The sequence below is a fragment of the Pseudomonas sp. ES4 genome (assembly GCF_050586665.1).
In the GTDB taxonomy this organism is placed as follows: Bacteria; Pseudomonadota; Gammaproteobacteria; order Pseudomonadales; family Pseudomonadaceae; genus Aquipseudomonas; species Aquipseudomonas frederiksbergensis.
In genome coordinates, this window is the sequence record NZ_JBOBDO010000010.1 from 13,294 (window position 1) to 37,638 (window position 24,345).

The following is a 24,345-nucleotide window of genomic DNA, read 5'->3' on the forward strand; positions in this document are numbered from 1 at the left end:
TGCTATTGCTTTCGTGTTCGCTGCTACCTTTTCTCAAAATGATTGGCCGAGTAGCGGGGAGCAACAGGGCTGACACGATCGAGGTCGTTGCGCAGATCCGAGATAAGGGTCTCGATGGCAAAACCGTTGTTGAGCGGGGCAATCGGGATCCCGGTGACCGTCAGGATTTCCTGATTCGAGGTGCCCTGATAAAAACGAACGGTCAGCGTTGCCGGTGGATCTACCGTACAGTCGCAGCGTGTCGGCAGAAAGCTTTGCTCTACGAGATGGCGCAGTTCCAGAGTCGATAACATGGCGACATACCTTGACGGGAGTCAGCCAAATGACTTTTGTCAGACGTGGATGGGGAAGCTCCTGGAAAGTAGATGCTTGGTGGGCTCCCTAAACACATTTGGCCAGGAGCCCCTCATCAAGTGTATTCCTCAAGCTCCCGGAGGGATTAGACCGTTTTTCTCTGGCAGCCTTGAAAGGTGGCGCATTCGTCGCGGTCGTTCAGAGAGGTTTTTTTGTTTATCTCGCCAGCTGCCGCCCAGACGTGTACTCGGATCCCTTCAAACATCCAAACATCCGGCTACCACCCCTTTCACGCTGCACAGGGCACGATGAAGGGGAACCGCTCGCACGCAAGTTGATCCAGGTCAAACGGCATCTGTCTATCGGCGCCATGATTTTGGTAAACATGGGCGAGAGGTCTGGTCATGACAACCAACAAGCTTGTCAGCAGGATTCACGCGGTACACGACTGGTGCTCGGGCAAAGGCTTGGCACTCGGGCACCTGCATCGGTCGGGCACCAGGCCCTGGAAACGCAAGGCAATCATCCTGCTGTCGATCCTGCTGGCGCTGGCGATGGCTTATCTTGCAACGTTTCAATTCGCCTCTCGCGCCATGCAGGATTTGATAAGTACGTGCACCGCGAGATTCGAGATAGAGCTTGAGAATGCCGGCATAGAGTCCCTTACAAATACCTTGCCTCGATCTTTGTGTGAATGCCTGGCACACAAGCTCCTCGACAAAAACGGTATGGTGCGCCTGGCGTTGGTCGATAGGCACAGGCTTGATCCTCTAGCCCTTGAACCTGTGACGGAGGAGGATGGTTCGGACTGTATCAATGCCCTGTGAGCGCCTGACGGTGGGCTGGCCCAGGTAGTTCAGCCGTGATTTCCTAGAGGTGATAGCGCGATTGCACAAGGCGCGTGATCTGTTCCAATGCATTCTTGGGCGCCAGTGTTCTGTCTGTTTCAATAAGGTGTGTCTTATTGGCAAGCACATCGTCCCGAATCACCTTGCGGAACCAATTGGAAAAATCCCCCGCATCCATATGTTCGCGAAGGGGGAGGTCCGCAAGCTGCGATGACGAGGACAAAAACTCAGTCAGGTTCGAGGCACTTTGGCCAAGAGTAGGAAAGTGGAATGAATGCCATGCGCCGACATCCCCAGCGACGTACTTGCCGCTGTGGCGATGGTGCTTTTGATTGGGCTGAACCTGATTGAGCAGGGTCACCTCATCGCCTTCATGAAGGTTCCAGAGACAGGCATGTTCGAGGCCTGGAGAGCGTTCCGGAAACTCGGGACTCCGGCGCCGCATGCGTTTGGCGAACTGTTCGGCCAACTCCCTGGCGGTGCAGCCTAGTGTCACCAGCACGTCTACCCCCTCAAGGAGGGCTGGGCATACCTGATCGAAGTCGAGGGCAACGATGATTGCACCGATGTTTCCGAGAAAACCGGGCGGCCAATCGGCACAGTGGGGAAGCATGTAATGAGCTTCGTCCACTATCAGCCAGTACGGCCGACCTGAAGCGCTGCGAAGATGCTGGATAAAGGGCAGTAGTTCGCCGAACAGTTGCACTCGTGCTGCCGGATCCAGAGCAAGGGCGCTGACCACTACATTGAGCTGCGCCTGTAAAAGGTGGTGGACCGACTCTTCTGTCGTCGGAGGGACGGTCAGGCCACCAACCGTTACCGCATTGTCCAGGGTCAGATAGTCACCCTCGGGATCAATGATGCAAAATCCCTGGTGAGCCTCGACCATACGTTCGGTCAGCCAAGTGATGTAGCTGGATTTGCCAGAGCCCGAATTTCCAACGACCAGCATCACCGATTCTGGAGCAAGCCATACCAAGCGTGCATTGGTGGTCTGGCCCAACTGGATCCCGGTGCGCTCGACGGGAACCAGCCTGGCGTCTTTTTCCAGCAGCATGTCCACCAATTCACAGACCCCTTGATCGGGGCATCAGGATGGAATCATTAAATCCCTATGTGTTAGTAAACGTTGAGCTTTGTCAGTATTTGAGGGAACAGCGGGGCGCTGAAGGCGGACTCGGCATCCAACCACCAGGCTTCGATAACGCTTGATGTCCTGAGCAAAGTGCAACAGAACACCACTGAAATCCGCAAACAGACCGTTTTACCAAAGCGCCCCTCATTCACGTTCTGTCATCGGTTGTTTTCGCCCTGGTATGCAACCACTCCTGCCAGGCTTCTTGGTATTTTTCATCCGCCCGTTTTTTTGCGTCAGAAAACTTATGGATGATCTGAGTCGAAACGGGCTCGCTCAACAGTGCGTAGGCTTGATCGTTCAGACGGTCGGCTTCAAAAAACAACGCCTTGCTGCGGCTGATCGATTCAAGGTTGGCTGCATGCTGCATGGCTGATTCATTGATGGCCATGGTCGTACTCCTTCTGGAAGCACAAAAAGGTGAGCTGGGTGTCCTGATCCCCCTCAACTTTCCATATTGAGACAACCGCGCCCGGTTCTATTCGTCACGTGTCCAGTTGACGCTCCAGGGCATGCTCGGCTGTGACCGAATAGCAGCTCCCTTCGACGTTCACCCCGCTGAACACACCTTGTTTTCTACATTTTCATTTGGACTCGGTTTCTTGCTGCGCGAATTGATCTTTGTCAATTCCGGGGCGTGAGCTGACAGTCGGTTATCCGGGCGGCTTGGGGCTTGGAGGCGTTGTCAATTTGTTGATAAAAGTCAACGTCGCTCGGGCCATTTCATAGAAGCTGCCAAAACACACTTGTTGTAAACCCGGCCCGGAGAGCACCCTGATGGCTCACACTAAAATCGTGTTTCGTGCTGCAGCTCGCGAGAAAATCCTGAGTGGCGCCACACAGTTGGCGGACGCCGTGCGCGTGACGTTGGGGCCGAAATCAAAATCGGTATTGATCCAGAACAAGTGGGGCAATCCGACGGTCTGCAATGATGGCGTCACGATCGCCAAACGCATTGACCTGCTCCACCCCGAGGAAAACCTGGGTGCGCAAATGCTGCGTCAGGCGGCCGAGCGCACAGGCGATGCGGTAGGGGACGGAACCAGTACGTCAACGGTGCTGGCCCATGCAATCCTGGCCGATGGCATCCGCAACGTCGTTGCCGGGGCCAGTGCGATCGACCTCAAGCGCGGCCTGGATCGAGGGCTGTTGCTGGTCGTGGAATCCCTCGCAACCCAGTCGCGTCCAGTCAGCACTCCCAAGGAAAAGGCCCAGGTCGCCACGCTGTCGGCGCATAACGATGCCGTCATCGGTCAGCTGGTGGCAGACGCCCTGGAAAAGGTCGGCGTTGAAGGCGTCGTCAGTGTCGAGGAGTCCAAGACCACCGAAACTGTGGTCGAGGTCATGGAAGGCATGCGGTTTGACCGGGGTTATGTCTCACCTTATTTCGTCACCGATGCCGAGAAGATGCAGGTCGAACTCGATGATGCCTACTTGCTGCTCTGCGACCATAAAATCGGTGCACTCAAAGACTTACTCCCATTGCTTGAGCTCGTTGCCAAAAGCGGGCAACCGCTGGTGTTGATCGCAGACGACATCGAAGGTGAGGCGTTGACCACACTGGTCGTCAACCAGATAAGAGGTGTTTTGCGAGCGGTGGCAATCAAGGCGCCAGGCTTTGGTGATCGGCGCAAGGAAATGCTTCAGGACATGGCCGTTCTGACGGGTGCAACGGTGGTTTCCAACGAACTGGGCGTCACCCTCGAACAGGTGGAACTGAACCAGTTGGGACGTGCTCATCGAGTCGTGGTGCAAAAAGACAGCACCGCGCTGATAGGGGGCGCCGGTACACGCGAGGCCATCGAGGCGCGTTTGCAGCAGATCCGTGCACAAATGGACACCACCACCAGCGAATACGACCGTGAAAAGCTTCAGGAACGACTGGCCAGGCTGTCTGGAGGTGTCGCGGTGATCCGGGTCGGGGCGCCTTCCGAAGCCGAAATGAAGGCGCGCAAGGATGCACTGGATGATGCTATCTCAGCGACCCGGGCGGCAATCGCCGAGGGCATTGTCCCGGGGGGTGGTCTTGCGCTGCTCAAGGCCGTCCCGATTATCGCAGCCGAAGAGGCCCGCTATGAGGGGGATGCCAGGACCGGCTTGCAGATTCTTCGCCGAGCGCTGGAAGCCCCGGCCAGACTCATCGCTGAAAATTCGGCAGTGGATGCCGGCGTCGTGGTTGCGCGCATGCTTGCGGAACCTGGGAACATTGGCTTCGATGCGTCCGCCAATTGCTATGTCGACATGTACGAAGCCGGCATCATTGACCCGACGAAGGTGGTGCGTGTTGCCCTCGAAAATGCTGTTTCAGTCGCCAGTATCTTGTTGCTGACAGAGGCGACCATGACTGATATCCCGGAAAAGGAATCACCTGCCCAGCCACCGTTCCCTGAGTGATGGCTGTGAAAGGGGTAACGCTCACGTATACGAAGACGTCTCGATCAACGCCAGGTGACTGAACAGCGGATTTTCGCCGTGCAGGTAGTTCAGTGCCTGGTGCATCAACTGCACAGCTTTTTCTTTTTTCTCGTAACGCTTGGCCGGATCGGCATGACGTAGCGCTGCACCCGCAAGGGAGAAGCAGCGCGTGGCAGCCCGCAAAGAAAGGAAAAACGCCAAGGGTTTGCAATCTTCCTCCCAAACACAGTGGTTGATGTAACTGGACAACAGACGCGCACCTAACCTGTTCAGGCCATGGTGTTGCAGGTCCATCAGCACAAACGCCAGGTCGTAGAGCACATCGATGCAGGCTAGCCGCTCACTGAACTCGATGCCATCGAAGAGTGTCGGCTGACCATCGAGCAGGCAGATATTGGCCAGGCGCATATCACCATGGCAGCGGCGAACAAGCCCCGCGCGGCGACGAGCCTCAAGGCCCGCGCTCAACGATTGCAACTGGGTCCGGGAGCTGTGTGCAATCGCCGTGACGGTCGCGATGTCGAGGATAGATGGGTAGCGAGACATTTCCCGATGGTTTTTCTCTATTTCTTCATGCAGGTTCTTGGTGCGGCCGAAAGCCGGAGTGATTTGTGCGCTCGCATGAAAGCGAGCGATCTCAGCCCCCAACTGTTCGATTATCGGTTCGGTCAGATGTCCTTCAACGGCCATGCGGTCAAATAGCCGATCCTGAGCGAAACGACGCATCACCACGAGCCAGTCAACCGCCTGTCCGCAACCGTTGAGCGCCAGCTGGCCATTCGCCAGGCGATTGATCGAACAGACGCTCAAATACAGCGTCGGCGCTGTTCGTCGATTGAGTAGTAACTCGGCCTGACAGGCGTTTTTGCGGTTTTGCAGACTGAGAAAATCCAGCTCGGCAAACGCGACGGCGCGTTTGAGTTTGTAGGCACGGTCGGCATGCAGAAAGATCACCGAACCATGGGTCTCGATACGCTCCACTGGCTGGTTTGACGTGCCATAGCTGGACGGTCTGGAGAGAAAGGCAATGACCTCGTCTTGCAGGTTGTTCATTCTTGCCTCCACGCCGTGTGCGGGCTTTTTGGCAGTGTGAAGAAGGAGGCCCCGCTCCAATTGATATTGATCAAGTACGGTGCAATGAAAGGCTGCGCATCTTACGGCGGGCCTCACGCCGGTATTTGATATTTATCAACGTCAGGCACAGTCCAGGGGAGCAACCTGAATCAACGCTGGTGCCAGGTCCGGCGTGGACGCAACGGCTGAGTCCTTCGAGGCCAGCGGCAGACGTTGAAGCCCTCTCTGCGTGGAGTCAGGTCATGAGCCAGTATCAACAGTTGTTACTCATCACCCACCTGGCCCTGCGCCATTCTCCGGCAATCGACCATGGCGCAGCGCTCGCCAAGGCCAGCGGTGCACGTTTGCATATTGCGACGTTGATTCCTGCGTTGAAACTGTTGTCGCTGCTCGAAGAAGGCGACCGGGAAAAGGCTCGGGCGCGTTACCTGCAGGACCATCGCGATTGGCTTAAGGACCAGGCCAAACGACTGCGTGGAAGAGGGATCGAGGTGACCACCGAGGTGGCTTGGACTGATGACATGGAGCAAGACATCCTGGATCACGTCAAGGAATTGCAGCCTGACCTGTTGATCAAGGAAATCCAGCATGAATCTGTGCTCAAGCGCACGTTTTTCACCCCGCTGGACTGGCACTTGCTGCGCCACTGTCCGATACCGGTTTATCTGGTGGGTGGAGCTCACCATGCCCTGGCGCGCAAGATCGTGGCGGCGGTTGATGCGGCGGCGGATGGGCCTGAGAACAGCGAATTGAATGACCGCATAATCCAACAGGCTTCCAGCCTCGCCATACAGTGTGATGCCGAGTTGCACCTGCTGTATGCCTATGACATTCCGCAAGACTACCTAGAGGAATTGGGTGGTGGTTTAAAACTGTCTGAGCTGACCAAGGGGCTGCGTAAAGAGCTGGAAAAATCGTTCCTGAAATTCGCCGGTCGGTACGGTGTGCCTGCAAACCGTCGGCATTTTACTCTGGGACATCCCGTCTCGGCGCTGAGCGAGTTCGTCAACACGCACAACGTGGATGTGATCGTGATGGGCAGAGTTCAGTACCACGGGAGGGAGAAACTGCTGGGCAGCACGACCGAACATATTCTGTATCAGGTGCCTTGCAGCGTACTGGCGGTTTAAAGACGGACCGATGACGACTATCGACAACGGCGGGTCAGCGCTGCGCAAGGAATGGCCAGGAAGGGCAGTTGGCTCCGTTAAACAGTGCGCTCTCAAGGGGGCAACCATGCATCCGGCGGTCATCAAGAAAACCCTGGCCAACTTGCCGTTAGCGCCGAATTGGCTCGATAGCGTGCAAGCTCGGCAGGCCTTTTCCTGGGAGGTGGAAGCGCAGAACATCCATCTGATGCAGGTCAGATTAGCTGATCAGGACGAGCAGCTTCACCTGCTCAGACGGTACCCCATGCTCCATTTTCAGCCAGCAACGTGGCTATCAGGCCGGTGGTGTCGAGTATGTGCAAGTGCTGCGTCACGCACTCGGGGGGCAGGCGAAAGGGAGGCACGCTGTCAGAGATCGCAATCTGTTCGAAAAGCGGCTTGTCGAACTGATGACTGCCAGCAGTGAACAGGCCATGGGTCGCCGCTGCGAACAATCGGGTGGCTCCAGCCTTTTGACAGGCAAGGCCCGCATGCTTCAGCGTTTCACCGGTGCTGATCAGGTCGTCGAAAACGATGGCTGTCTTACCCGATACTTCGCCAACCAAGAGGGTGCCCGTCAGCGTCGAGTGAGCACGGTGCTTTTCCATCAGTGCGCTGCCCACTGAGCGTCCCAGATGTCGTTCGAGGGCCCGGCGAAACTGTTCGGCGCGCTTGGCTCCACCGGAATCAGGCGACACCGCCACTACGTCGGCGTCGCCGACGAACCTGGCGAAATGCTGGGCGAATAATTCTGTGCACTGCAAGTTCCACGTTGGAATGCGAAAGGCATTGTCGAACGCTGCCGGATTATGCACCTCCAGGGCAACCAGACGATCTACGTGGCAGGCTTCAATCATGGTCGCCAGGTAGCGGGTGATCGTTGGGTCTTGAAGTTGGCTGCGACGATCTTTGCGTCCGTAACAGAGGTAGGGAGTTACGACCTGCACATGGCGAGCGCCGGCATCCTTGAGTGCTCCGCAAAAGAACAACAGGCGACACAACTTATCGTTGGCGCTCTGTCGGTCATCCCCATACAAAGAATGGAACACCACGACCTCGCGACCGTTAACCGACGCCAGCGGTCGGCATTTATGCTCGCCATCTTCATAGTCGCGCTCTTCATGCAGGGCCAGTTGGCAGCCAAGCCGCTGCGCGACGCGGGTTGCATAGTGCTCACTGCCTTGCAGGGCAAAAAGAAGCGGGCGATCGGTGAGCATGTATTGGCTCCTTTGAGGCTTATCGAACAGTTGCGCCGTCATCGGGCAGCACCATGACGCAAAACTTCAATGCAGAATTCCATTTCGTAGGGCGGGACGTTGCATTCGACGATGTCATGGGCGGCAACTTGCAGATGCACGCCGATAATGTCGGCATGGATCGGTTGCTGGCAAACATGCCGGTCAACCAATACCGCAGTGTAGACCCGACGAGCCCCCAGTTGCGCCAAATAGGCACAGGTGCGCAGGAGTGAATGACCTTCAAAAAGCACATCGTCGACAACAAGCAGGGTGGTATGGGCAAGGTCCAGCTCGCCCAAAAGTGGGTTCTCGGTCAATTCCGTGTATGCATGCAGCACCTCGAGGTCATCGGCATAGCGCTTGACCTTCAGGGGGTAAAGCGGCAGTTCTGGCTGGCCGGTCTGACGCGAAAGATGCTGCTGTAAACGCTGTGCCAGAGGCTCGCCTCGACGTTGGATGCCAATCAGTGCCGCTTGAGTGGGCGGCAACAATATCGCCGCTTGGCGCGCCATCGCCTGCAGCACGCCATCGAGTTCATCGCTGTCGTACAAGCGTAACCGCTGATTCGCAAGCTGGGTCGGCATAGCCGTCTCCTATCGAAAATCGATGGGTCAATCATGATGCAGGGACTGCGCTGCTGGCAGCGTCCGGTGTGGTGGGGGCGTCACACCATCAACGAACCGGCATGCATCAAAGTCCTCAGCACAGCAAAAAAAATGCTGTTCCATTTTGCCAACGTAATCGCGCTTGGCTCGGCCCTATTGATATTGATCAAGTACGGTGAAATGAAAGTTCAATCCATGAGCGGCGTTGCTCCATTGATCGGTGTTACGCAGGGATCTGATATAAATCAACGCCAGGGCGACATCAACGGAGGACTCTGAATCAACGCTGGTGCCTGATCCGGCGCAGACGTTACGGCTGGCCACAGCAATGGGGCAGCGGTGGACGTCGAGTCCCATCTGCCTGGAGTCAGATCATGAGCCAATATCAACGCTTGTTACTCATCATCAACCCGGCCCTGCGCCACTCCCCTGCGATAAACCATGCGGCCGCACTAACCAAGGCTAGCGGCGCAAGCTTGCATATTGCCGCGTTCGTAAAGCCGTTGGAGATACTGTCACTGCTTGACGAAGGCGTGCAGGAAAAAACCCGGCAAAGCTACCTCCAGGACCATCGAGACTGGCTGACGAACCAGGCAACCAATCTCCACGCTCTCGGGCTCAAAGTGACAACGGAGGTGACGTGGGCCAATGACATGAAGCAAGACATTCTTGATCACGTCACGGAAATGCAGCCCGATCTGTTGATCAAGGAAGTGCAGCACGAATCGGCTCTCAAACGCGCGTTCTTCACCCCGCTGGACTGGCATTTGTTGCGCCACTGCCCGATACCGGTCTATCTGGTGGGCGGCGGCCACGCCTTGCCGCGCAAGGTCGTGGCGGCGGTTGACGCATCGGGTACAGAGCCGGCAAACAGCGAGCTGAATGAGCGGATCATTCAGCAAGCTACCAACCTGGCGTTGCAGTGCGATGCCGAGTTGCACCTGCTATATGCCTGCGATCTTTCGGGTGTCTATCTGGCGGACATGGGTGGTCTGGCGCTTTCAGACATCACCAAAGAGTTGCGCACAACCGAGGAACAATCGTTCATGAAATTGGCTGGACGGTACGGCGTTCCCTCGGACCGTCGGCATTTTGTTCTCGGACACCCGGTTTCGGCGTTGAGCGATTTTGCCAACGAGCAGCAGGTAGATGTGATCGTGATGGGCAGAGTTCAGTACCACGGCCTGGAGAAGCTGCTGGGCAGCACGACCGAACACATACTGTACCAAGTGCCTTGCAACGTTCTGGCGGTCTAGAATGGACACCCTTGCCCGTGGCTTCAGACGAAGAAGTCATCGATTTGTTAATGCGGTCCTGGCAGCGAGCGCCTGCCACCAGTGCCTCGACTCAGGGGAACGTCGATGATTGAGTTGAAAAGTCGGCAGCTGGACTTGAGGGATGTTGAGTTATCAGCCGATTTGCGTCTGCCGACCAGCGCCAGCGCTCTGGTGGTCTTCGTGCATGGCAGCGGCAGCGGTCGTACAAGCCCGCGTAATCAGTATGTTGCTGAGTCGCTGGCCAAGCGGGGGCTGGCGTCGCTGCTGTTCGATCTGCTCACGGAGCCAGAGCAACGCCTGGACAACCTCACCCGAGAGCTACGTTTCGATATCGCCTTGCTTGCCAGGCGACTAGTGGAGGTCATCGACTGGGTCGGTAGGGATGTGGAATTAAACCCGCTACGAATCGGTCTGTTCGGCGCAAGCACCGGTGCTGCGGCAGCGTTGTTGGCGGCGGCCGTGCGCCCAGAGGCGGTGCATGCGGTGGTCAGCCGGGGAGGGCGCACCGACCTGGCGGGTATGGCATTGTCGCAGGTGAGGGCGCCCATTCTGCTGATCGTCGGCGCCCAGGACCCGGTGGTGCTCGAATTGAATGATCAAAGCAGTCATGCCTTGCAATGTGAGCAGCAGCTGGAAATCGTGGCGGGCGCAACCCATCTTTTCGAAGAACCGGGAGCCCTTGAGGAAGTCGCCAGACTCGCTGGCGACTGGTTCGAAAAGCATCTGCATGACCCCGACTGACAACTCTTGATCGGCCTCACCCGCCAAACGGATAGGTTTCGATTTCCGGTTTGCTCACAGGGCATCAAGCCCGCACGGATATTGCGAATGTAGACCTGAATGGCGCCTTTGCCTCTGACCTTGTAAATGGTCCGCGTGTAGCTAGGCTCCAGCCAAGGGGTGTCACCAGGCAGTTTTTTCAGAGGGAATTGAAACGTAGATGAGCGACGCGTATTGATCCGCTGAACGCAGGGGCGTAGATCATGGAAGCATTTGGCACGAAGAATATTTTCAACCAATCACATCTCACTCTTGCCCTCTGCGTAGCCGCGCTTATGGGTTGTACCAGTACGAGTGAAGAGACATCGCAAACAACGTCGCCGATGTCTGGTATCGCCATGGCGGACCAGGTTTGCGCCCAATGCCATGGGCTGACGGGGGAGTCGATTTCACCAACATTTCCCAAGCTGGCCGGTCAGCAAAAAGAGTACCTGATATTGCAGCTGGCTGACTTCAAGGACCATGCTCGCAGCGATAAAGCCGGGACTCAGTACATGTGGGGTTTTACCCATCTGACAGAGACCCAGATAGCAGAACTGGCAGATTATTTTTCAAGCCAGAGCCCCATGAAGGCTGATGCCGATACACCTGATGCGCGCGGTGAATTGATCTTTCTCAAGGGTTTGCCCGAATCTGGCGTCCCACAGTGCAGTTCCTGTCACGGTGTTGACGGCCAGGGCAATGGTCGGTTTCCTCGCCTGGCCGGCCAACATGCAAACTATATGAGTCGCCGGATCAAGGTTCTTCAACAGACCGACCAGCACAGCAGTGACACCCTGATGAAGCAGGTGAATCATTCACTGTCTGATGCAGATGCCGAATCTGTCGCAAATTACATGGCGACACTCGGGGCAAAAAAATAGTGGCTTCTGCTGTTTTCCGGTGGGTGGGTGAGCTTCTTTCAGTCAGCCAGTTCTTCCGGTGAAACCACCCACGCGCTGCACGGCATTTTGTACAGCAGCTGTTCCACCGTACTGCCGATCAGTCGGCCCATGCCACGATGGCCAACACGTCCCATGACGATGACATCGATGTCATAGGCATTCGCATAGCTGGAAAGGACCTTGGCCGGATTGCCCATGATCATGTGCTGGCGTTCCGGCGGGATCCCGTTGCGCTCGGCCAGCTCGCGAAAGGCATCGCCTTGTGCATCGAACAGCGTCTTGGCGGTACCTGAGGAAAAGAATGCAGAGGCGTTGTCGAAGCCGAATTCGTCGGCGCTAATGGATGAAAGGTCATGGGCGTAGATCACATCCAGCGTCGCATTACAGGTGCTTGCCAGTTTCGAGGCCTCGCGCAGAATCCGATCATTGAAATCTTTGTACTGACCAGCACGATAGAACGGATCCACTGCGGCGACGATCTTGCGCGGGAGGGCGTGCTGCACGTGACTGACGAAATGCAAAGGCACGGGGCATTCGCGCAGTAAATGAATATCAAGGGGCGTGAACATCAGGCGCGACAGCAGCGATTCGTATTCGAGTGCCTTGATCAGTGCGGTCATCGGCTGTTCTTTGAGGTGAATGAGGATTTCCTGCAAGGGTCTTTCCACCCAGACCACTTCAGTGGTGACGTGCACTCCGATTTTTCGTAAGGGACGGGCCTGCTCTTCCAGCCATTGACGATGGCGCTCGACATACCCGAGTCGCATCTGCTCCAACGCTTGTTCGTTGACCATGCCGGCGGTCGCCAGCCCTTCGAGGTAATCGAATGCAACGATATGCAGTGCCGCACCCGAAGCCTTGGCCAACGCCCCGGCCCGGTCGAACGCGGGGCTGTTTTCCATCAGGGGGGAGACGACCAGCATTAAACGTGATTGCTCAGACATGACAAATCTCCTGTAGGTAATCCGGAAACGCTTGCGCTCATTGGCGGGCAGTGAAGTCTTAGGCTCATCCTGCCGCTGACCGGGGAGGCGGGATTGATTTTTGTCAAACAGGCGGGGGATGGAAAAATGCCGTCCGACGCGCGGTTAGTCGCGCCGAGCCCATCATGAAATGGTTGACCATTATCAACCTCCCGTCCGTCATTGCGGCGCAGTCTTGGGCGCGTGCTGAACTCAAGCGCAAGAATGAGACGGGAGGGATCGTCATGGCGAACATGAGAGCGGGGCATCCATGATCGAAAACCTGGGCTTGGCGGGAGTGGCCGCTGCGCTGGGGATCGGCATGCTCATCGGTCTTGAACGCGAACGGCACAAGGGGCGAGGGGACAGCCGTGCCTGTGCCGGCTTGCGCACGTTTGCGATTACCGCGTTGTTGGGTTACGGGGCAATGTTGGTCGGAGGTGGTCTGCTGGTGGGGATCATGGCTTTCGGCCTGGCGATGCTGGTTTGCGTGACGTATTGGCGAAGCTTGAGTAACGATCCGGGTGTGACCAGCGAAGTGGCGTTGCTCACAGTGTTGGTATTGGGCGCGTTATGTAGCACCGCGCCTGAGCTGGCCATCATCATGGGTGTGGTGATAGCGGCGCTGTTGATGTACCGGCAGAAGTTGCACCACTTTGCCCGCAGCCAACTGACCGAAGCGGAAATGCGCGACGGGCTGGTGCTACTGATTGCGGCACTGGTGGTACTGCCACTGGCACCGGACCGTTTTATCGGCCCGTATGCCGCCATCAACCTGCGCACCATTTGCACCCTGACCGTATTGCTGATGGCGGTGGGTGCGATGGGCCATATCGCGGTACGTACCTTGGGCAGTCGTTACGGCTATGCGATCAGCGCCATCGCTTCCGGGTTTGCTTCCAGTACCGTAACGATCGCCGCCATGGGGCATCTCGTCATCAAAGAACCAGAGCACATCAAAACCCTGAGCGCCGCAGCGATACTGTCCAATCTGGCCACCGTCACCCAGGTTGGCCTGATCCTGGGGGCGGTCGATACCGGCCTGTTGCGTCATATGTGGGGGCCGCTGTTATGCGGTGCCGCTGCCACGGCGCTGTATGGCCTGGGCTTGATGTTTTTCACACCTGCGACCGGCGCGAACCAGCCGATCAAGGTGGGTGGTGCGTTCAATCTCAAGCTGGCCCTGATCGTCACGCTGACCATGACCGGCATCACTTTTCTGTCGTCAGTGATGCTCAGCCACTTTGGCGAGGCAGGGGTGATGTTGACCGCGACCCTTAGCGGATTTGCCGACGCGCATTCCTCGACGGCGTCCATTGCCTCCCTGGCCAAGGCCGGGCTGTTGCCTTTCGATGCTATTGCCGGCCCCGCGCTGATAGCTGTCAGTAGTAACTCGCTGAGCAAATGCCTGGTGGCCTGGGTCAGCGGCGGACGACGATTCGCCGCGTATGTGATCCCCGGCCAGGTGTTGCTGACACTGGCGATGTGGGTGGGCACCTTGTTGCACTGAGGTCGTGTATTGAGTTCTTACTCAGCATGTGGCGGCAGGAGGCTGAAACGGCAGGTATTGCCACCGGCTTGTTTTGCCTGGTACATCGCGCTGTCAGCCTGCCCGAGCAAGTCCTCGGCACTGACGCCTTCAGAGGGAAACAGGCTGATACCGACGCTCATGCGCATTTCGATACTCTGTGCCTCGCTCATGAAGGGCTGATTGATCGCGGCGATAAGTTTATTGGCCAATGCCTCAAGCTGGTCGACTTGATCCGTGCCCGTGATCAGAATCGCGAACTCGTCCCCGCTTAAACGAGAGACAACGTCGGATCTGCGCACGGTCTGGCCCAAGCGTTCGGCCACCGCTACCAGCAGCTTGTCTCCACAGGCGTGCCCCAGCGTGTCGTTGACCGACTTGAAGCGATCCAGATCGATAAACATCAACGCCAACGACTGTTGATGTCTCGTGGCGTGGTCCATCGCCTGATCGAGCAGATTCAGAAACAACCTGCGGTTAGGCAACCCGGTCAGGGGGTCATGGAACGCCAGCTGCCGCATGCTGGCGCGTTCGTCATCCATCAACTTGAAGTTGTGCAAGATGGCGATGAAGTGCGTCACCACACCTTGATGATCGAGCACGGGGGTGATGACCTGATTGACCGTACAACTACCCCCATCCTTGCGTCGCTCGACCATTTCTCCCTGCCAGGTCAGGCCCGCCAGGAGCGTCAACCATAGGTCCCGATAGAAGGTAGTACTTTGTCTTCCCGAGGAGAGCAGGTGCGGGGTTTTCCCCACCAGTTCCAGTTTTGTATAGCCACTCAAGAGGCAGAACGCTTTATTGATCCAGACGATGCACCCCGTCCGCTCAGTGATCATTACCGGGTTTGTCGCAGCATCCAATGCTCTTACCAACAACTGCTGGTCATATTCGATCATTGCCCCTCCGACATTGCTATTGACACGTTAAGCCTTGATTCAGGCTAGGGCCATGGAGGAGGAAATCCGTTGATCAAGATCAACTTTAGCTGCCGTAATCAGCGTCGAACGGGACGCCGTTTCTGATAAAGATCAAGTCGCCTCCGGCAGGAACGTTCAATCTGGATACCTGTTCACTTCATCCAGATGGCCGCGTGCCAAGGTGCCCCATGTCGCAGACTCAACGTTTACTGCTAATAGCCCCCCCAGCCATGACCCGCACGCCCGCGTTCGACCGCGCCGCCGCGTTGGCACTCGCGATGCAATTGCCGTTGCACATCGTGGCGTTCGATTATTTGCAGGCCCTGGCGGTGGCTGGCCTGTTCGCCCCTGAAGAAATCAACCTGGCCCGGGACGGCTATTTGCAAACCCATCGGCAGTGGCTCGCGGAGCAAGCCGGGCTGATGAGCAAACACGGGGTCGAGGTCACTAGCGAGGTGGTGTGGGTACAGCATCCTTATGAGGAGATTCTGCACTTCGTCAACGAGATGCCGCTGGCGCTGATCATCAAGGATGCCCAGGAAGAATCGGCATTGAAACGGGTGTTTTTTACGCCGCTGGACTGGCAGTTGTTGCGCGATTGTCCGGTGCCGGTGCATCTGGTGACCAATGCCCTCAACCCGCGACCCCACAACGTACTGGCCATCGTCGATGTGTTGCGCGGCGAAGACCGGGACCCTGTCTTCAACGATCAGATTATCGACGCTGCGATCAAGCTCGCTGAACAGTGTGACGCCCGGCTGGAGCTGCTACATGTTTTTGACTGGACGGCCGTGTATGCCCAGGACATGGGATTTGGTGCGCTACCGCTGGCCGTCGGGATTTATGAAACGTTGGGCGTGGCTCAGGCCGAGGCATTTGCGGCCTTGGCAGAGCGTCACGGTGTGCCACCGGAATGTCGGCACTTCATCGAAGGCGCACCGGTGTCGAGTATTTGTCAATTTTCGGCAGACCACCGCACCGATGTCATCGTGATGGGAACGGTGCAGCACAAGGGGTTGAACAAGCTGCTGGGGACCACGGCCGAACAACTCCTGCATCGGGCGCCGTGCAGTGTACTGGCGATAAAACCAGGCAAGACTCTGCAATCCTGAAAACTTGGGTAGCCCCGCGATGAACCGTTGGCCGGAACATCGCGGGAGAGGGGGAACGAGCGCGTCTTGAAACCACCGGCGCGTCGCCAGAGCGTCGGCATTTTTTCACCTGCCATCAGGGAGTGAGCACGATCGCGCCATTGAACCGACCGGTCCTCAAGTGCGTCAGTGCCTGATTGGCGTCGTCCAGCGCAAAACGGGTGATGTCGCAGTGCACAGGCGTGTGCTGCAACTCCTCAAAAAACTGCGTGCCGTCTTCGCGGGTCAGATTGGCCACCGAACGGACACTGCGCTCGCCCCACAGCAGGCGATACGGAAAAGCGGGGATATCACTCATGTGAATGCCGGCGCAAATCACACAGCCGCCCTTTACGGTGACGGCCAGCGCCGCCGGCACCAGCGCGCCTACAGGGGCGAAGATGAGGCTGGCATCGAGCAGGTGCGGAGGTGGCTGGTCCGATGGCCCCGTCCATTCGGCGCCCAGTGATCGGGCATAGGCCTGGCCTTCGCTGTCATCCGGCCGGGTGAAGGCATACACCTGCTGTCCCCGACCGCGCGCGACCTGAATGGCCAGGTGTGCCGCCGCGCCGAAACCATAGAGGCCCAGGTGGCGTGCACCTTTGGCCATTTGCAATGCTCGAAAACCAATTAGCCCGGCACACAGCAGTGGGGCTGCTTGAAGGTCCGAGAGCGCCTCAGGAATGGGAAAACAGAAACGCCTGTCGGCCACGGTGTACTCGGCATACCCGCCATCCAGATGACAGCCGGTGAATCGGGCCTGATCGCAAAGGTTCTCCCGGCCCGAGCGGCAGAACGCGCAGTGACCGCAGGTCCAGCCAAGCCATGGAACACCCACCCGCTGGCCTATCCAGTTGGGCGCAACGTCGGCACCTACGGCTGTGACTTCACCGACGATTTCATGGCCCGGCACTCGCGGCAGTACCGCTTGTGGCAATTCGCCGTCCACCAGGTGCAGATCGGTGCGGCACACGCCGCAGGCCAAGACTTTAATGAGTAGTTGGTTTGGACCGGCTGTCGGGATTGGGCGCTCTTCCCGTTGCAGCGGCTGGCCGGGTGCATGCAAAACCATGGCACGCATGTCGATGCTCCAGACGTGCGGATGTTAGCGGAGGGGACGATGACAGCCCACGACTAGCTGCTTGAGCCCTTCCATGTTCAGGATCTTGACGTCTCGCCCCGTTATTTCCACCAGCCCCTGATCCCGCAGATGCGCAATGCCCCGGCAGATGGTTTCCAATCGCAGCCCCAGGTAGGAGCCGATTTCTTCGCGGCGCATTTTCAGCACGAAGTCCCTGGATGAATAACCACGCATATTCAAACGTTGTGACAGGTTCAGCAGAAAGGCGGCCAGGCGCTCATCCGAGTTCATGTTGCCCAACATCATCAGCATGTCGTGATCGCGGACGATTTCCCGACTCAGGAGCCTGTTAAGGTTGTGCTGCAGTGACGGCAGGCTCTGGGCGAGTTTTTCCAGTTGCGCAAAGTGGATGGGGCAGACTTCACTATCCTCAAGGGCAAACGCGTTGCAGGCATGTTCATCGGTACTGATGGCGTCCAGCCCGAGTATCTCGCCAGGTATTTGAAATCCGGTGACTTGTTCACGACCGTCGACGGACACCATGCAGGTCTTGAATGAGCCGATACGGACCGCGTAAAGCGAGCGCAGGGGATCTCCAGTCCGGTACAACGCTGCACCCTTTTTGACCTTGAAGCGTTGCACGATCAGCGTATCCAGACGCTCGACCTCCGGGCCACTCAAGCCTATCGGCAGGCATAATTCCAATACGCTGCAGTTGGAACACGCCGCCTTGAGGTAATGGACTTGAAGAGGATGGGCTTCAGGCATGGGAGAAAACACCTTCTGGGAATGCAGTAAGCATAGGTGGCGGGCCTTTCGACGCGCATCTCATTGGGGGAGGGGACCGAGAAAATCGACGAATGGGGGAATCCCGTGCCATTCAGCTTGAGCGATGACTTGGAGAATTGATGTAAATCAAGTCTCAAGCGTTTCAGACTTTCAGAATCGATGAATATCCAATGGTGCACCGACACTCTGGCGGAGACCCTCATGAGCGATTTTCTGAGTCCTGAGCAACTGCAACGGCTGGATGCCTATTGGCGGGCCTCCAATTATCTCGCCGTCGGGCAGATTTACCTCAAGGACAACGCGCTGCTGAAGCAACCGCTGACCCTGGCGCACATCAAACCGCGCTTGCTGGGCCATTGGGGCACGACCCCTGGGCTGAACCTGATCTACACCCACCTCAATCGGCTGATCAACCAGTACGACCTGAACATGCTCTTTGTGGCCGGCCCCGGTCATGGTGGGCCAGCGGTTGTGGCACAGACTTATCTGGAAGGGACGTATACCGAGTTTTATCCCTCGGTGGAACGCAACACCAACGGTCTGGTTCGCCTGTTTCGGCAGTTTTCATGGCCTTACGGAATCTCCAGCCATGTCTCGGCGCAGATTCCGGGATCGATCCATGAAGGCGGCGAACTGGGCTATAGCCTGGCCCATGCCTATGGCGCCGCGTTTGATAATCCCGACCTGATCGTCGCCTGCGTGATCGGTGACGGTGAGGCCGAAACGGGGACGCTGGCCGCCAGTTGGCATTCCAACAAATTCCTCAACCCTGCGCGTGACGGGGCGGTATTGCCGATCCTGCACCTCAACGGCTACAAAATCGCCAACCCCACGGTGCTTTCCAGAATCAGTGAGGAAGAACTGTCAGCCCTGATGTATGGCTATGGCTACGACCCGTATTTTGTCGAAGGCGATGACCCGGTACAGGTGCATCAGGCGATGGCACAAACGCTGGACACGATGGTGCTGAAAATTCGTGAAATCCAGCTTGAGGCGCGTCGGCCCGGGCCATCCGGGCCACCAGAGCGCCCGCTTTGGCCAATGCTGGTATTGCGCACGCCCAAAGGCTGGACCGGCCCGACATTCGTCGATGGCCGTCGCGTCGAAGGCACTTGGCGCGCGCATCAAGTGCCGCTGGCCGATTTCCAGCAGCCGATTCATCTACGGCAATTGGAGGAATGGCTCGAAAGCTATCGACCCGACGAACTGTTCGATGCCAATGGCGCCTTGCTCCCCGAGATCGCCGCGTTGGCCCCCACCGGGCATCGGCGCATGAGCGCCAATCCCCACGCTAACGGGGGCTTGTTATTGCAACCGCTGAGCCTGCCGCGATTTGCCGACTATGCCGTCAAACTCGACATTCCCGGCAGCCTGCGCGCCGAGGCCACACGGGTGATGGGCACGTTTTTGCGCGACGTGATGAAAAACAGTCTGGGTGCGAGCAACTTCCGTCTGTTCGGCCCGGATGAAACCGCTTCAAACCGACTGGATGCGGTCTATGAGGTCAGCGCCAAGGCTTGGATGGAACCGCTGGAGCCCGATGATCTCAACCTGGCAGCCGATGGCCGGGTGATGGAAATCCTCAGCGAACAGGTGTGCGAGGGTTGGCTCGAAGGCTATTTGCTGACGGGTCGCCATGGTGTGTTGTCCTGTTACGAAGCGTTCATCCATATCGTCGATTCGATGGTCAATCAGCATGCCAAGTGGCTGAAAACCGCCGCCGAGGTGCCGTGGCGAAAACCCGTTGCTTCGCTCAATTATTTGCTGACGTCCCATGTCTGGCGCCAGGACCATAACGGTTTCTCCCACCAGGACCCGGGGTTCATCGATCTGCTGGCGAATAAAAAGTCGGATGTCGTGCGGATCTACCTGCCGCCCGATGCCAATTGCTTGCTATCAGTCGCTGATCACTGCTTACGCAGCCGCAACTACATCAATGTCATCGTCGCCGGCAAACAACCGGAATGGCAGTGGCTGGATATCGATGCCGCCATCGGTCATTGCCAGACGGGCATCGGTCGATGGGATTGGGCGTGCCGGGATGATCAAGACCCGGACGTGGTCATGGCCTGTGCCGGTGACGTCCCGACCCTGGAAACCCTGGCCGCCGTCACCCTGTTGCGCGAGTACGTGCCGGATCTGCGGGTGAGGGTGGTCAATGTCGTGGACTTGATGGTGCTGCAGCCGTCGTACCAGCATCCTCATGGCTTGTCGGACAGTGCCTTCGATGAATTGTTTACTGTCGACAAACCGGTGATCTTCGCCTTCCATGGCTACCCTGCGCTGATCCACCGACTGTTGTACAAACGCAACAATCACGAAAATTTCCACGTTCGTGGCTTCAAGGAGGAGGGCGCGACTACGACACCGTTCGACATGGCGGTGATCAACAACCTGGATCGCTATCAATTGGCGCTGGACGTCATCGAGCGCGTGCCCCGGTTGCACGATCAATTGCAAACCGCGCGGTCGCGCTACTGGTCGACCATGGAGAAACACAAGCTTTACCTCATTGAGCACGGGCAGGACATGCCCGAAGTCCTGAACTGGCAATGGACGCCAGTGGCGGGTCGCTGAAGTCCGATAGGGCCGCGCGGTATCAAATACCCACCTGATGGAAGTGCGTACACCTATTTTCTCTTCCAGTACTTCTGCATTTCGAGAAATAGAAATGATGCTGTCCAGGTAATGAGTACCAGACCGGTCAATGCCTGCAGGCCGGTCAGGTACTTGAGATTACCCACGGGTGAAATATCGCCGAAACCGATTGTCGTGTAGGTCGTGAAGGAGAAGTACACGCAGTCCAGCAGCGAGCCGTCGAAGTTGCCGGTCAGGCCGCCCCATTCGCCGGAGCGCACCATCAGGTAATAGACCAGCGCGAAGCACCAGACCTCTAACGCGTGGGCCAGCAGGGCGCCGAATACCCCGACGACAATCCTGAAACGGCTCCAAAGCTTGAGCCGCGGCAGCCAATCGTTCAGGCGCAACAGGCATTCGTAGTGGATCACCACAACAATGATGACCACCAGTGTATTGATCAAGGTGACTGCCAGCATGGCGAACCTCCGGCGGTAGCGGATGCGTAGCGGTCCGCACTAAGGGATGTCATCAAGACAGGTTCTCAGGGGGGCGTCACGGTCAGCTGGGTGGATGGCGGGGACGGGTTTGATCGGCATGAGCGGTGGAAACTCTTCGGGCGTCAGGGTTTCTTTTTCCAGCAACAAGTGTGCACCGGCGTCCAGATCACCCCGACGACTGTCAAGCAGGGCTTTTGCCCGCCCATAGGCTTCATCGAGCAGGGCACGAATACCCAGGTCAACTTCCCTGGCCGTTTGTTCCGAATAGTCTTTCTCACCAACGCTCTGCATACGTTCGCCCAGATAGGTGGTGTTTTGCCGTTCCAGAACCGACTGTCCGAGTTCGGTACTCATGCCAAACCGGGTGATCAATTGTCTGGCGATATCAGTGGCACGAGCCAGATCATCGGCAGCCCCGGTAGAAATCTGGCCATAAGCAAGGTATTCGGCGGCGCGTCCGGCCATCAGGATGACGATCCGGTCCTTGAGCATTTGGCAACTGATGAGGAAGTGATCTTCGGTCGGGCGCTGCAGCGTATAGCCCAGCGAGCCAATGGCGCGCGGCACAATTGAAACTTTGTGGACGGGGTCCATGGCGGGCAGACTACTGGCAGCCAAGGCATGCCCCATTTCGTGATACGCCACCACCTGGCGCTCGTCGGGGTGTAGCACGCTGCTCTTGCGTTCAACCCCCGCAACGATACGTTCCACTGCCGCCGTGAAGTCATTAAGGCTGACCGCTTCGGCGCCACGACGAGTGGCCACGATGGCCGCTTCGTTGACCAGGTTTGCCAGATCAGCGCCCGTGAAGCCCGTGGTGATGTCGGCAATACGCTCGCCATCCAGACCGGGCTCCACAGTGATTTTTTGCAGATGGACCTTGAGGATCGCTTGCCGGCCTTTACGGTCCGGGCGATCAATCAGCACCTGGCGGTCGATCCGGCCGGCTCGCAACAGTGCCGGGTCAAGGATCTCTGGTCGATTGGTCGCGGCCAGTAGTACAACGCCTTCACGGGGATCGAACCCGTCCAGCTCTGCCAGTAACTGGTTGAGGGTTTGCTCCTTTTCGTCATTGCCGCCAAATGCGCCAACACCTCGCATTTTGCCCAGCGCATCAAGTTCGTCGATGAAGATGATGCAGGGCGCCGCCTGCCGTGCTTGCTCGAACAAGTCGTGTACACGGGCGGCACCCACGCCCACGAACATCTCGACAAATTCCGACCCCGAGATCGAGAAAAACGGCACACCGGCTTCACCCGCGATGGCTTTCGCCACCAGGGTTTTGCCGGTTCCCGGCGGACCGACCAACAACGTGCCCTTGGGAATGTGCGCCCCCAAGCGTGCATATTTGGCTTTGTCCTTAAGAAAAGAGACGATTTCTACCAACTCGGCCTTGGCTTCATCGATACCCGCGACATCGGCGAAGGTCACCCCGGTATCACGCTGCACGAACACCTTGGCTCGGGACTTGCCGATGTTCATCAATCCGCCTATGCCTTGTTTTTCCGCCATGCCGCGAAACAGAAAATGCCAGATCACCATGATCAGGAAAAACGGCAGCAGCCAGCCCAGCAGTCCATTCAAAAAGGTGTTTTCGTTGACCCCGGTAAAGCCGACACCCGATTGAGCGAGATCCTTCGCCAGCACCGGATCGACCCGCACAGTGGAGAACAAGTCGTGCCCGTCAATGGGTTCCTGCAGTTTGCCGCTGATCTGATCCTTCTCGACTCGTAAATCGCTGACCTTTTGCTCGTTCAGCAGTTGCAGAAACTGGCTGTATGGAATGCTTTGTACGACACGACTATCAATAAACAGAAATTGACCGAGGGTGAGCACGATAAACGCGATCGCGAAGTAGGACAGGTTCCATTGCTGATTTTTTTTCATGAAATTCACTCAGAAAGGAGGCCTGGGTCCAACAGGCAGATCGCAGGTGCCAGGGGGATTGGCTCAAACAAGGCGCAAATGATCGTCCACCTCCCTTACCCCCGGCACCGACCAGGCGGCCCGTTCCGCGATGCGGCGCTCGCGCCACAAATGAACGTTGCCTTCCAGTCGCACAACATCCCCATCGACCTTGACGTGAATGTCCTGGGCGTCGACTTCTGCGTTGCGCTTGAGGGCTTCTTCAATGCGATGCTGGATATCGACCACGTCTACCCGAGGGACGAGGGTGAGTCGATTGTCCACACCGACCACGCCGGACAATTTGTGCACGGCGCGCTCGGCGGCTTCTTTCTGGTACTGCCAGTCCACTTCGCCTTCAAGGGTGACCCTCCCGTTCTGCACGATGACCTTAATGTCACCGTCGGGTACGTCGACGCTCCACTTGAGGATGTTCAAGGCGCGGGTCGCGATGGTGTCGTCCGCTGTGCCGGCGCCTTTCTCCAGCCTGACCTGGATTTCTTCGGCAACAGCGCGTACCCCTTTGATGCCTTTTACCGCGCGCTCTGCACTGACTTTCTGGGCATAGCTGTTGACGTGACCGGAGAGGGTGACAACGCCATTGTCCACGGCAACGCCAATGCTGGCAGCGTCGATTTCAGGCGTGAACTCAAGCTCCTCCAAAATAGTTTTACGCAGACTCAAATCAGTCATGGCGGTGTCCTCTGTTTGATGCGGTATTGATGGGGCGCAAATGCCCGGTAGTTTTTTTTTACGCCTGAACGACGCCAGGACATTGAGTTAAATCAACAAGGCTTCAGTGAGTTCCTCACTAATCGCCAGCAGGCCATTAGTTGACAAAAATCAGAGTGTGCAACTGATGGAGTCAGATACTTGGGGCACCGATCCGAAGCTTTTCCAGTTGCGATAAACCAAGAGGAAAAAGTCATGAATAAGCGCTTGCCCTTTGTATTGCTGAGCGTTCTGGTAGCAGTGACTGCCGGTTGCAGTAATAAGCGCACTCAGGAATTCGACGCCCGATTGGAGTCTGCGGAAAACAATGCCGCAACGGCCAGACTCCGGGCCGATGAGGCCTACATGAAGGCGGAGCAGGCGCAGGCAACGGCTAGCCAGGCGCTACGCACGGCCGATGAAGACAAGGTGCGTGCCAGTCGGATGACCGACAAGGCGACTCGCAAGTAATGAACTATTGCACGAACTCCCGACAGGAAGTCGGGTTTGCACTCGGGCAGATAAGCCAAGGAAGAGGTCT

25 protein-coding genes are annotated in these 24,345 nt (G+C 57.4%); 12 read left to right on the forward strand and 13 right to left on the reverse strand.

Going from position 1 to position 24,345, the window contains the following annotated elements:
• Positions 1-23: 23 nt before the first annotated feature.
• Positions 24-293, reverse strand: a complete 270-nt coding sequence (locus tag ACQ4OB_RS13390; RefSeq protein WP_074876648.1) for a DUF1652 domain-containing protein — start codon at positions 291-293, stop codon at positions 24-26.
• A 405-nt stretch (positions 294-698) separates the two neighbouring features.
• Between ACQ4OB_RS13390 and ACQ4OB_RS13395 the strand changes: the two genes are divergently transcribed.
• Positions 699-1,121, forward strand: coding sequence for a hypothetical protein (locus tag ACQ4OB_RS13395; RefSeq protein WP_074876650.1), 423 nt, complete (start codon positions 699-701; stop codon positions 1,119-1,121).
• Between the two features lie 43 nt (positions 1,122-1,164).
• On the opposite strand, the gene ACQ4OB_RS13400 is transcribed toward ACQ4OB_RS13395, so the two are convergent.
• Together ACQ4OB_RS13400 and ACQ4OB_RS13405 are read right to left on the reverse strand one after the other, a co-directional pair.
• Positions 1,165-2,199, reverse strand: a complete 1,035-nt coding sequence (locus tag ACQ4OB_RS13400; RefSeq protein ID WP_430955894.1) for an AAA family ATPase — start codon at positions 2,197-2,199, stop codon at positions 1,165-1,167.
• A 226-nt stretch (positions 2,200-2,425) separates the two neighbouring features.
• Positions 2,426-2,668 (reverse strand): hypothetical protein, encoded by a 243-nt coding sequence (locus ACQ4OB_RS13405; protein ID WP_102615498.1) that lies wholly within the window; start codon positions 2,666-2,668, stop codon positions 2,426-2,428.
• A 386-nt stretch (positions 2,669-3,054) separates the two neighbouring features.
• Between ACQ4OB_RS13405 and groL the strand changes: the two genes are divergently transcribed.
• Positions 3,055-4,671, forward strand: coding sequence for a chaperonin GroEL (gene groL / locus ACQ4OB_RS13410; RefSeq protein WP_430955817.1), 1,617 nt, complete (start codon positions 3,055-3,057; stop codon positions 4,669-4,671).
• 21 nt (positions 4,672-4,692) lie between these two features.
• Here the strand turns inward: groL and ACQ4OB_RS13415 are convergent, their stop codons facing one another.
• On the reverse strand, positions 4,693-5,745 hold the full coding sequence (locus ACQ4OB_RS13415; protein WP_430955818.1) for a phosphotransferase: 1,053 nt from the start codon (positions 5,743-5,745) through the stop codon (positions 4,693-4,695).
• 263 nt (positions 5,746-6,008) lie between these two features.
• Here ACQ4OB_RS13415 and ACQ4OB_RS13420 point away from each other — a divergent pair, with 263 nt between their 5' ends.
• A complete protein-coding gene (locus tag ACQ4OB_RS13420; RefSeq protein WP_430955819.1) occupies positions 6,009-6,896 on the forward strand; it encodes a universal stress protein in 888 nt (295 codons plus the stop codon).
• A gap of 269 nt (positions 6,897-7,165) precedes the next feature.
• Here the strand turns inward: ACQ4OB_RS13420 and ACQ4OB_RS13425 are convergent, their stop codons facing one another.
• On the reverse strand, positions 7,166-8,131 hold the full coding sequence (locus ACQ4OB_RS13425; protein WP_430955895.1) for a ribose-phosphate diphosphokinase: 966 nt from the start codon (positions 8,129-8,131) through the stop codon (positions 7,166-7,168).
• Between the two features lie 38 nt (positions 8,132-8,169).
• Complete coding sequence (locus tag ACQ4OB_RS13430; RefSeq protein WP_102615493.1) at positions 8,170-8,736, reverse strand: phosphoribosyltransferase family protein; 567 nt, start codon at positions 8,734-8,736, stop codon at positions 8,170-8,172.
• 33 nt (positions 8,737-8,769) lie between these two features.
• On the opposite strand from ACQ4OB_RS13430, the gene ACQ4OB_RS13435 reads away from it, so the two are divergent.
• The 4 genes from ACQ4OB_RS13435 to ACQ4OB_RS13450 all read left to right on the forward strand — a co-directional run bounded on the left by ACQ4OB_RS13435 (position 8,770) and on the right by ACQ4OB_RS13450 (position 11,677).
• Positions 8,770-9,036, forward strand: a complete 267-nt coding sequence (locus ACQ4OB_RS13435) for a hypothetical protein (RefSeq protein WP_430955820.1) — start codon at positions 8,770-8,772, stop codon at positions 9,034-9,036.
• 95 nt (positions 9,037-9,131) lie between these two features.
• Positions 9,132-10,013, forward strand: coding sequence for a universal stress protein (locus ACQ4OB_RS13440; protein WP_102615492.1), 882 nt, complete (start codon positions 9,132-9,134; stop codon positions 10,011-10,013).
• A 105-nt stretch (positions 10,014-10,118) separates the two neighbouring features.
• Positions 10,119-10,775: a dienelactone hydrolase family protein gene (locus tag ACQ4OB_RS13445; protein ID WP_430955821.1), complete on the forward strand. Its 657-nt coding sequence runs from the start codon at positions 10,119-10,121 to the stop codon at positions 10,773-10,775.
• A 242-nt stretch (positions 10,776-11,017) separates the two neighbouring features.
• Positions 11,018-11,677: a c-type cytochrome gene (locus ACQ4OB_RS13450; protein WP_102615490.1), complete on the forward strand. Its 660-nt coding sequence runs from the start codon at positions 11,018-11,020 to the stop codon at positions 11,675-11,677.
• A 38-nt stretch (positions 11,678-11,715) separates the two neighbouring features.
• Here ACQ4OB_RS13450 and ACQ4OB_RS13455 read toward each other — a convergent pair whose 3' ends face one another.
• A complete protein-coding gene (locus ACQ4OB_RS13455; protein WP_430955822.1) occupies positions 11,716-12,642 on the reverse strand; it encodes a universal stress protein in 927 nt (308 codons plus the stop codon).
• A gap of 164 nt (positions 12,643-12,806) precedes the next feature.
• Here ACQ4OB_RS13455 and ACQ4OB_RS13460 point away from each other — a divergent pair, with 164 nt between their 5' ends.
• Positions 12,807-12,935, forward strand: coding sequence for a hypothetical protein (locus ACQ4OB_RS13460; RefSeq protein ID WP_430955823.1), 129 nt, complete (start codon positions 12,807-12,809; stop codon positions 12,933-12,935).
• A complete protein-coding gene (locus ACQ4OB_RS13465) occupies positions 12,932-14,170 on the forward strand; it encodes an MgtC/SapB family protein (RefSeq protein ID WP_430955824.1) in 1,239 nt (412 codons plus the stop codon). The genes ACQ4OB_RS13460 and ACQ4OB_RS13465 overlap by 4 nt, the downstream gene beginning before the upstream one ends.
• A 17-nt stretch (positions 14,171-14,187) precedes the next feature.
• Here the strand turns inward: ACQ4OB_RS13465 and ACQ4OB_RS13470 are convergent, their stop codons facing one another.
• Positions 14,188-15,090 carry a diguanylate cyclase domain-containing protein gene (locus ACQ4OB_RS13470; protein WP_430955825.1) on the reverse strand — a complete coding sequence of 301 codons (903 nt, stop codon included), beginning with the start codon at positions 15,088-15,090 and terminating at the stop codon, positions 14,188-14,190.
• Between the two features lie 209 nt (positions 15,091-15,299).
• Between ACQ4OB_RS13470 and ACQ4OB_RS13475 the strand changes: the two genes are divergently transcribed.
• Positions 15,300-16,223 carry a universal stress protein gene (locus tag ACQ4OB_RS13475; protein ID WP_430955826.1) on the forward strand — a complete coding sequence of 308 codons (924 nt, stop codon included), beginning with the start codon at positions 15,300-15,302 and terminating at the stop codon, positions 16,221-16,223.
• A 115-nt stretch (positions 16,224-16,338) separates the two neighbouring features.
• On the opposite strand, the gene ACQ4OB_RS13480 is transcribed toward ACQ4OB_RS13475, so the two are convergent.
• On the reverse strand, positions 16,339-17,322 hold the full coding sequence (locus tag ACQ4OB_RS13480) for a zinc-dependent alcohol dehydrogenase family protein (protein ID WP_430955827.1): 984 nt from the start codon (positions 17,320-17,322) through the stop codon (positions 16,339-16,341).
• Between the two features lie 24 nt (positions 17,323-17,346).
• Positions 17,347-18,090, reverse strand: coding sequence for a fumarate/nitrate reduction transcriptional regulator Fnr (gene fnr / locus ACQ4OB_RS13485; RefSeq protein ID WP_102615484.1), 744 nt, complete (start codon positions 18,088-18,090; stop codon positions 17,347-17,349).
• Positions 18,091-18,312: 222 nt separating this feature from the next.
• On the opposite strand from fnr, the gene ACQ4OB_RS13490 reads away from it, so the two are divergent.
• On the forward strand, positions 18,313-20,688 hold the full coding sequence (locus tag ACQ4OB_RS13490; protein WP_430955828.1) for a phosphoketolase family protein: 2,376 nt from the start codon (positions 18,313-18,315) through the stop codon (positions 20,686-20,688).
• Positions 20,689-20,741: 53 nt separating this feature from the next.
• On the opposite strand, the gene ACQ4OB_RS13495 is transcribed toward ACQ4OB_RS13490, so the two are convergent.
• The 3 genes from ACQ4OB_RS13495 to ACQ4OB_RS13505 form a co-directional block, all read right to left on the reverse strand.
• Complete coding sequence (locus tag ACQ4OB_RS13495; protein WP_102615482.1) at positions 20,742-21,167, reverse strand: potassium channel family protein; 426 nt, start codon at positions 21,165-21,167, stop codon at positions 20,742-20,744.
• 39 nt (positions 21,168-21,206) lie between these two features.
• Positions 21,207-23,075: an ATP-dependent zinc metalloprotease FtsH gene (ftsH, locus tag ACQ4OB_RS13500; RefSeq protein WP_430955829.1), complete on the reverse strand. Its 1,869-nt coding sequence runs from the start codon at positions 23,073-23,075 to the stop codon at positions 21,207-21,209.
• Positions 23,076-23,138: 63 nt separating this feature from the next.
• Positions 23,139-23,786 (reverse strand): BON domain-containing protein, encoded by a 648-nt coding sequence (locus ACQ4OB_RS13505; RefSeq protein ID WP_076031102.1) that lies wholly within the window; start codon positions 23,784-23,786, stop codon positions 23,139-23,141.
• Positions 23,787-24,020: 234 nt separating this feature from the next.
• On the opposite strand from ACQ4OB_RS13505, the gene ACQ4OB_RS13510 reads away from it, so the two are divergent.
• Positions 24,021-24,275 carry an Lpp/OprI family alanine-zipper lipoprotein gene (locus tag ACQ4OB_RS13510; protein ID WP_102615480.1) on the forward strand — a complete coding sequence of 85 codons (255 nt, stop codon included), beginning with the start codon at positions 24,021-24,023 and terminating at the stop codon, positions 24,273-24,275.
• The last annotated feature ends 70 nt before the right edge of the window (positions 24,276-24,345 follow it).

Excerpts from the sequence above, each read along its gene's own strand:
- ACQ4OB_RS13390 (WP_074876648.1), bottom strand. The coding sequence starts at position 293 with ATGTTATCGACTCTGGAACTGCGCCATCTCGTAGAGCAAAGCTTTCTG.
- ACQ4OB_RS13395 (WP_074876650.1), top strand. The coding sequence starts at position 699 with ATGACAACCAACAAGCTTGTCAGCAGGATTCACGCGGTACACGACTGG.
- ACQ4OB_RS13400 (WP_430955894.1), bottom strand. The coding sequence starts at position 2,199 with ATGCTGCTGGAAAAAGACGCCAGGCTGGTTCCCGTCGAGCGCACCGGG.
- ACQ4OB_RS13405 (WP_102615498.1), bottom strand. The coding sequence starts at position 2,668 with ATGGCCATCAATGAATCAGCCATGCAGCATGCAGCCAACCTTGAATCG.
- groL (WP_430955817.1), top strand. The coding sequence starts at position 3,055 with ATGGCTCACACTAAAATCGTGTTTCGTGCTGCAGCTCGCGAGAAAATC.
- ACQ4OB_RS13415 (WP_430955818.1), bottom strand. The coding sequence starts at position 5,745 with ATGAACAACCTGCAAGACGAGGTCATTGCCTTTCTCTCCAGACCGTCC.
- ACQ4OB_RS13420 (WP_430955819.1), top strand. The coding sequence starts at position 6,009 with ATGAGCCAGTATCAACAGTTGTTACTCATCACCCACCTGGCCCTGCGC.
- ACQ4OB_RS13425 (WP_430955895.1), bottom strand. The coding sequence starts at position 8,131 with ATGCTCACCGATCGCCCGCTTCTTTTTGCCCTGCAAGGCAGTGAGCAC.
- ACQ4OB_RS13430 (WP_102615493.1), bottom strand. The coding sequence starts at position 8,736 with ATGCCGACCCAGCTTGCGAATCAGCGGTTACGCTTGTACGACAGCGAT.
- ACQ4OB_RS13435 (WP_430955820.1), top strand. The coding sequence starts at position 8,770 with ATGATGCAGGGACTGCGCTGCTGGCAGCGTCCGGTGTGGTGGGGGCGT.
- ACQ4OB_RS13440 (WP_102615492.1), top strand. The coding sequence starts at position 9,132 with ATGAGCCAATATCAACGCTTGTTACTCATCATCAACCCGGCCCTGCGC.
- ACQ4OB_RS13445 (WP_430955821.1), top strand. The coding sequence starts at position 10,119 with ATGATTGAGTTGAAAAGTCGGCAGCTGGACTTGAGGGATGTTGAGTTA.
- ACQ4OB_RS13450 (WP_102615490.1), top strand. The coding sequence starts at position 11,018 with ATGGAAGCATTTGGCACGAAGAATATTTTCAACCAATCACATCTCACT.
- ACQ4OB_RS13455 (WP_430955822.1), bottom strand. The coding sequence starts at position 12,642 with ATGTCTGAGCAATCACGTTTAATGCTGGTCGTCTCCCCCCTGATGGAA.
- ACQ4OB_RS13460 (WP_430955823.1), top strand. The coding sequence starts at position 12,807 with ATGAAATGGTTGACCATTATCAACCTCCCGTCCGTCATTGCGGCGCAG.
- ACQ4OB_RS13465 (WP_430955824.1), top strand. The coding sequence starts at position 12,932 with ATGATCGAAAACCTGGGCTTGGCGGGAGTGGCCGCTGCGCTGGGGATC.
- ACQ4OB_RS13470 (WP_430955825.1), bottom strand. The coding sequence starts at position 15,090 with ATGATCGAATATGACCAGCAGTTGTTGGTAAGAGCATTGGATGCTGCG.
- ACQ4OB_RS13475 (WP_430955826.1), top strand. The coding sequence starts at position 15,300 with ATGTCGCAGACTCAACGTTTACTGCTAATAGCCCCCCCAGCCATGACC.
- ACQ4OB_RS13480 (WP_430955827.1), bottom strand. The coding sequence starts at position 17,322 with ATGCGTGCCATGGTTTTGCATGCACCCGGCCAGCCGCTGCAACGGGAA.
- fnr (WP_102615484.1), bottom strand. The coding sequence starts at position 18,090 with ATGCCTGAAGCCCATCCTCTTCAAGTCCATTACCTCAAGGCGGCGTGT.
- ACQ4OB_RS13490 (WP_430955828.1), top strand. The coding sequence starts at position 18,313 with ATGAGCGATTTTCTGAGTCCTGAGCAACTGCAACGGCTGGATGCCTAT.
- ACQ4OB_RS13495 (WP_102615482.1), bottom strand. The coding sequence starts at position 21,167 with ATGCTGGCAGTCACCTTGATCAATACACTGGTGGTCATCATTGTTGTG.
- ftsH (WP_430955829.1), bottom strand. The coding sequence starts at position 23,075 with ATGAAAAAAAATCAGCAATGGAACCTGTCCTACTTCGCGATCGCGTTT.
- ACQ4OB_RS13505 (WP_076031102.1), bottom strand. The coding sequence starts at position 23,786 with ATGACTGATTTGAGTCTGCGTAAAACTATTTTGGAGGAGCTTGAGTTC.
- ACQ4OB_RS13510 (WP_102615480.1), top strand. The coding sequence starts at position 24,021 with ATGAATAAGCGCTTGCCCTTTGTATTGCTGAGCGTTCTGGTAGCAGTG.